Genomic DNA, 4,855 nt, shown 5'->3' on the forward strand with positions numbered 1-4,855 from the left:
GCCGCATCCGGGCGCTGGCCCCGGGCTGGGCCCACGACCCCGCGGCCGCCGCCGACGCGGCGACGGCCCGTGACGCGGAGCGGGTCGTCCCGGACCGCTGATTCCGTTCCACGACACGGGTTCCCGGACGCTCACGCTCTGAACCGCGGGGCGACTCAGAGCGTGAGCTCTCGCCCGGTCGCGCGAGCAGCCCCACGATGGCACCCGCCCTGCCGACACGAGCGCGCCCCCGATGGACGTGCCGCCGACGCGGCCTAGGCTGGAGCGGATGGACAGCCTTCACGACCCCGCCGCCCGCGGCTTCGCCAGCGACAACTACGCGGGGGTGCATCCGGAGGTGCTCGCCGCCATCGCTGCCGCGAACGGCGGCCACCAGACCTCCTACGGCGGCGACGCCTACACCGCGCGGCTGCAGGACGTGTTCGCCGGGCACTTCGGCGCGGGCGTCACGGCGTGGCCGGTGTGGGGCGGCACCGGAGCCAACGTCGTCGCGATGCTCTCGATGCTGCCGCGGTGGGGGGCGGTGATCTGCGCCGACACCGCGCACATCCATGCCGACGAGGGCGGTGCGCCGGAGAAGGCCGGCGGCATCAAGCTGCTGACCGTCGGCACGCCCGACGGCAAGCTCACCCCCGAGCTGATCGCCCGGGAGGCGTGGGGGTTCGGCGACGAGCACCGCGCCCAGCCGCTCGTGGTCTACCTGACGCAGTCGAGCGAGCTCGGCACGGTGTACACGCCGGACGAGGTGCGGGCCATCGCGGACTTCGCACACGTGCGGGGCATGCGCGTGTACATGGACGGCGCACGGCTGGCGGGCGCCGCGGCGTCCCTCGGCCTGCCGCTGCGGGCGCTCACGACCGACGCCGGCGTCGACGTCGTCAGCGTCGGCGGCACGAAGAACGGCGGCCTCGGCGCCGAGGCGATCGTCGTGCTGGACCCGGACGCGTCGGACGGCCTCGTCTACCTGCGCAAGCACCACATGCAGCTCGCCTCGAAGATGCGCTTCGTCTCCGCCCAGCTGCTGGCCCTGTTCGACGGCGACCTGTGGCTGCGCAACGCGCGGCAGGCCAACGCGATGGCCGCGCGCCTGCGCTCCGCGTTGACGGCGGGGCTCGCCGACGGCAGCGTGCGCGACGTGGGCTTCACGCAGCCGACCCAGGCCAACGCGGTGTTCGCGACGCTGCCGGCCGAGGTCGCGGCGCGGCTGCGCGAGAGCTTCCGCTTCTACGACTGGGACTCGTCACGCGACGAGGTGCGCTGGGTGTGCAGCTTCGACACGACCGAGGCGGATGTCGACGCCTTCGTCGCCGCGATCGCCCGCGAGACGACCGCGTAGCCCGCGCCAGCGTCAGCGCAGGGCGCCGACGCTGGCGAGGCCCAGGCGGACGAGCGTGCCGCGGCCGCCCTCCATCTCGGCGGCCAGGGTGTCGGATGCGGCCTCGGCCGGCGACATCCAGGTCACCTCGAGCGCGTCCTGGCGCGGCTCGCACGTCCCGGTGACCGGCACGACGAACGGGAGGGACACGGCGTGCTGTCGGTCGTCGTGGAACGCGCTGACGCCCGGCAGCGGGAAGTACTCCGCGACCGTGAACGGCGTCGGCTGCGGGGGCAGCAGCGGGAAGGCCATCGGCCCCAGGTCGTTCTCGAGATGACGGAACAGCGCGTCGCGCACCGTCTCGCCGTAGCGCACCCGGCCCGAGACGATCGTGCGGGTGATCTCCCCCAGCGGCGTGGCCCGCAGCAGGATGCCGACCTGGGTCACCGCCCCGACCCCGTCGGTGCGCACCGGGATCGCCTCGACGTAGAGGATCGGCATCCGCCGCCGCGCCTCGGTCAGCTCCACGTCGGTGAGCCACGCGGGATTGGTCGCGTCCGCGGGCAGCGACCCGCCGATCGAGCTCTCGAAGGCGCTCAGCGGGTCGCGGCGCGCGCCGTCGCCGGACTCGTTCGGGTCGGGATCGGGGGTGCGCACCGGCATGTGTCCTGTATACCGCCCGCCGCGGGCAGAATGGGCGAATGGACACCCCGCCGCTCGACGCCGAGGCCGCGCTCTGGTCGGACGGCGACCGCACCGGCCGGCCGCTGCTCGTGCTGCTGCACGGCTACGGCAGCGACGAGCGCGACCTGTTCGCCCTCGTCCCGCACCTGCCGCCGGAGTACGCCGTCGTCGCGCTGCGCGCCCCGCTCGTCCCGCCGTTCCCGACGCCGGGCCACGCCTGGTACCCGATCGACGGCCTCGACGGCCGCGGACCCGAACGGGTGACGGATGCCGCCGTCCGCGTCATCGAATGGCTCGACGCCCACGCGGACGCGCCGACGACCGGCCTGCTGGGATTCTCGCAGGGCGGCGCGGTCGCGATCCAGGCGCTGCGGCTGCAGCCCGAGCGCTTCGCCTTCGCGGTCAACCTCTCCGGCTACGCGACCCCCGGCGTCCTGCCCGGCGACGCCGCGCTGGCCGAGCGGCGGCCGCCGGTGCTCTGGGGCCGCGGCGGCCGCGACGACGTCATCCCCGAGCCCCTCGTGGCCCACAGCACGCAGTGGCTGCCCGAGCACGTCGAGCTCTCCGGCCGGGTCTATCCGGGCCTGACCCACAGCGTGTCCGCACCGGAGCTGGACGATGTGCACACGTTCCTGCGCAGGCAGATCGAGTCCGGCTCTGGGTGATTCCACACCCTGGCCTGCTTAGGTGATACTAAGAATCACCCGGGAAGGATTCCACTCTCATGATCGAGCGCCAGATTGCGCCTGAAGTCGCTGCCATCTTCGTCGACCTCGCCCGCGGACGCCGCGGCATCTACCGCGACGACGAAGCCTTCGAGCAGCTCCTCGCCGACGCCAAGGCGGCCCTCGTCGAGGCCGACCCCGAGACGGTCGAGCTCATCGAGCAGTTCGCCCGCGCCGAGGTGCCCGACGGCGGCATCCTGTTCCACGGCATCGCCGTCGACCAGGACGAGATGGGCGAGAGCCCCCAGGACGCGGTCGCGTTCGAGGAGCGCACCGACCGCGACCCGTCCACCGAGGCGGCGCTGCTGGCGTTCGCGTCGGTCGCCGGCGAGGTGTTCGCCTTCGCCCGCCAGCACCGCGGCCAGATCATCCAGAACGTCACCCCCGTGAAGGGGCACGAGTACGACGCCGTCGGCACCGGCAGCCGGAGCCTGCTCGACTGGCACAGCGAGGACGCCTTCGACGACGCCCACCCCCAGTTCGTCGGGCTGCTGTGCGTGCGCGGAGACGAGCGCGTGCAGACCGCGCTCGCCCCCGTCGACCGCATCCCGCTCTCCGAGCACGACGACGCCGTGCTGCGCCAGCCGCGCTTCATGCACGGCATCGACAAGGCGTCGGGCGGCACCGGACGCCCGGAGGACGGCGTGCAGGGCGCGGCCCTCTACGGCGACGACGGCAAGCGCTTCGTCCGCATCGACATGGACTGCGCCGCCGCGGTCGCCGGCGACGACGAGGCCGCCGCCGCGCTGAAGAGCTTCCACGACGGGGCGGATGCCGAGGGCATCTACGTGACGCTGCGCGCGGGCGACATCCTGCTGTTCGACAACCGTCGCGTGATGCACGCCCGCACCCCGTTCGAGCCGCGCTACGACGGCACCGACCGCTGGCTGCAGCGCGTGATCATCTCCGACGATCTGGGCCGTTCGACCGACCGCCGCACCCACCACGCGCGCGTCGTCGAGAACGAGCTCATCACGGCCTGAGCGACGATGGCACGCAGCTTCCTCGGGCTGGACTCCCGGTTCGGGTACATGGTCCAGCGTCTGCGCAAGCTCGACCTGCCGTCCGTCCTCGCACGCGCCAAGGAGGTCGGTCACGAGCACGGCAAGTGGGCGCCGGCGGTGTTCGTCGACATGTTCTGGCAGGCGACGTTCCACGACGTCGGCTTCCAGGACTACGTCGACTACGACTTCGCGATCCTGAACCGCGCGGAGCGGCGCACGATGATGACCCATCCGCGCTCCAACGCCTACTCGTACCGGTTCGACGCGCCGGAGCAGCGCGTGATCTTCTACGACAAGTGGGAGTTCGACCGCGTCTTCAGCGACTATCTCGGCCGGGACTGGCTGCTGCTGGACGAGGGCAACGCGGACGAGCTGCGCGCGTTCGCCGCGGCCCATGACGTCCTGATCACGAAACGGCAGGCCGGACGGTCGGGTGCGGCGATCAGCCGCTACTTCGCCGCCGACGTCGAGGACTGGGACGAGTTCCACCGCGCCCTGCTCGAGCGCGGCGAGCGCCTGGTCGAGGAGAACATCGTCCAGCATCCGGACCTCGCCGCCGTCTGCCCGGGGACCGTGAACTCGACCCGCATCGCCGCCTTCTTCGACGGCGACGCGACGCACATCCTGGCCGTCGCGCAGAAGTTCGGCCGCGGCCAGGTCGCCGACCAGATGGACTTCGGCGGCTTCTACACGATGCTCGACCCGGAGACGGGCAAGGCGCTGGGCGCCGGCTACGACTCGCACGGCCACGTGCACGAGCTGCATCCCGACACCGGGTTCCGCATCGCCGACTTCCAGCTGCCGATGTACGACGAGGTCGTGGCGTTCATCGACCGGGTCGCCCGGCACGTGCCCGAGGTGCAGTACGTGGGCTGGGACGTGTCGGTGACCGAGAACGGACCGGTCCTGATCGAGGGCAACTGGGCCACCGGCGTCTACGAGAACAAGCCGAGCGTGCTCGGCGTGCGTACCGGGCACCGGCCGCGGTACCAGAGGGCGATGGGCTTTTGACCGGCCCCGTGCCGAGTCCGACCGCCCTGCGCGTGCGCCTGTCGCGCGCGGCGCTCGAGGCGAACGCCGCGCGCCTCGTCGCCGGCGGCGCACGCGTCGCGGACCTGCGCCGTGAC

Annotated in this window: 5 protein-coding genes; 4 read left to right on the forward strand and 1 reads right to left on the reverse strand. The window is 72.7% G+C overall.

The genetic code is table 11. The features are described from left to right. Window positions 1-268 precede the first annotated feature (268 nt). The gene (locus tag QM626_RS11565) at window positions 269-1,336 is read left to right on the forward strand and encodes a threonine aldolase family protein (protein WP_415077098.1); all 1,068 of its coding nucleotides are present in this window, start codon (window positions 269-271) and stop codon (window positions 1,334-1,336) included. A gap of 12 nt (window positions 1,337-1,348) precedes the next feature. Here QM626_RS11565 and QM626_RS11570 read toward each other — a convergent pair whose 3' ends face one another. Continuing rightward, a complete protein-coding gene (locus QM626_RS11570) occupies window positions 1,349-1,978 on the reverse strand; it encodes an NUDIX hydrolase family protein (RefSeq protein ID WP_415077099.1) in 630 nt (209 codons plus the stop codon). 38 nt (window positions 1,979-2,016) lie between these two features. Here QM626_RS11570 and QM626_RS11575 point away from each other — a divergent pair, with 38 nt between their 5' ends. The 3 genes from QM626_RS11575 to QM626_RS11585 are packed head-to-tail and all read left to right on the forward strand — an operon-like array spanning window position 2,017 to window position 4,739. Continuing rightward, window positions 2,017-2,664, forward strand: coding sequence for an alpha/beta hydrolase (locus QM626_RS11575; RefSeq protein ID WP_415077100.1), 648 nt, complete (start codon window positions 2,017-2,019; stop codon window positions 2,662-2,664). A 59-nt stretch (window positions 2,665-2,723) separates the two neighbouring features. Further along, complete coding sequence (locus tag QM626_RS11580; protein ID WP_415077101.1) at window positions 2,724-3,707, forward strand: TauD/TfdA family dioxygenase; 984 nt, start codon at window positions 2,724-2,726, stop codon at window positions 3,705-3,707. 6 nt (window positions 3,708-3,713) lie between these two features. Continuing rightward, a complete protein-coding gene (locus tag QM626_RS11585; RefSeq protein ID WP_415077102.1) occupies window positions 3,714-4,739 on the forward strand; it encodes a sugar-transfer associated ATP-grasp domain-containing protein in 1,026 nt (341 codons plus the stop codon). The last annotated feature ends 116 nt before the right edge of the window (window positions 4,740-4,855 follow it).

Source organism: Microbacterium sp. (assembly GCF_047606385.1).
Classification (GTDB): domain Bacteria; phylum Actinomycetota; class Actinomycetes; order Actinomycetales; family Microbacteriaceae; genus Microbacterium.

Excerpts from the sequence above, each read along its gene's own strand:
- QM626_RS11580 (WP_415077101.1), top strand. The coding sequence starts at position 2,724 with ATGATCGAGCGCCAGATTGCGCCTGAAGTCGCTGCCATCTTCGTCGAC.
- QM626_RS11575 (WP_415077100.1), top strand. The coding sequence starts at position 2,017 with ATGGACACCCCGCCGCTCGACGCCGAGGCCGCGCTCTGGTCGGACGGC.
- QM626_RS11565 (WP_415077098.1), top strand. The coding sequence starts at position 269 with ATGGACAGCCTTCACGACCCCGCCGCCCGCGGCTTCGCCAGCGACAAC.
- QM626_RS11585 (WP_415077102.1), top strand. The coding sequence starts at position 3,714 with ATGGCACGCAGCTTCCTCGGGCTGGACTCCCGGTTCGGGTACATGGTC.
- QM626_RS11570 (WP_415077099.1), bottom strand. The coding sequence starts at position 1,978 with ATGCCGGTGCGCACCCCCGATCCCGACCCGAACGAGTCCGGCGACGGC.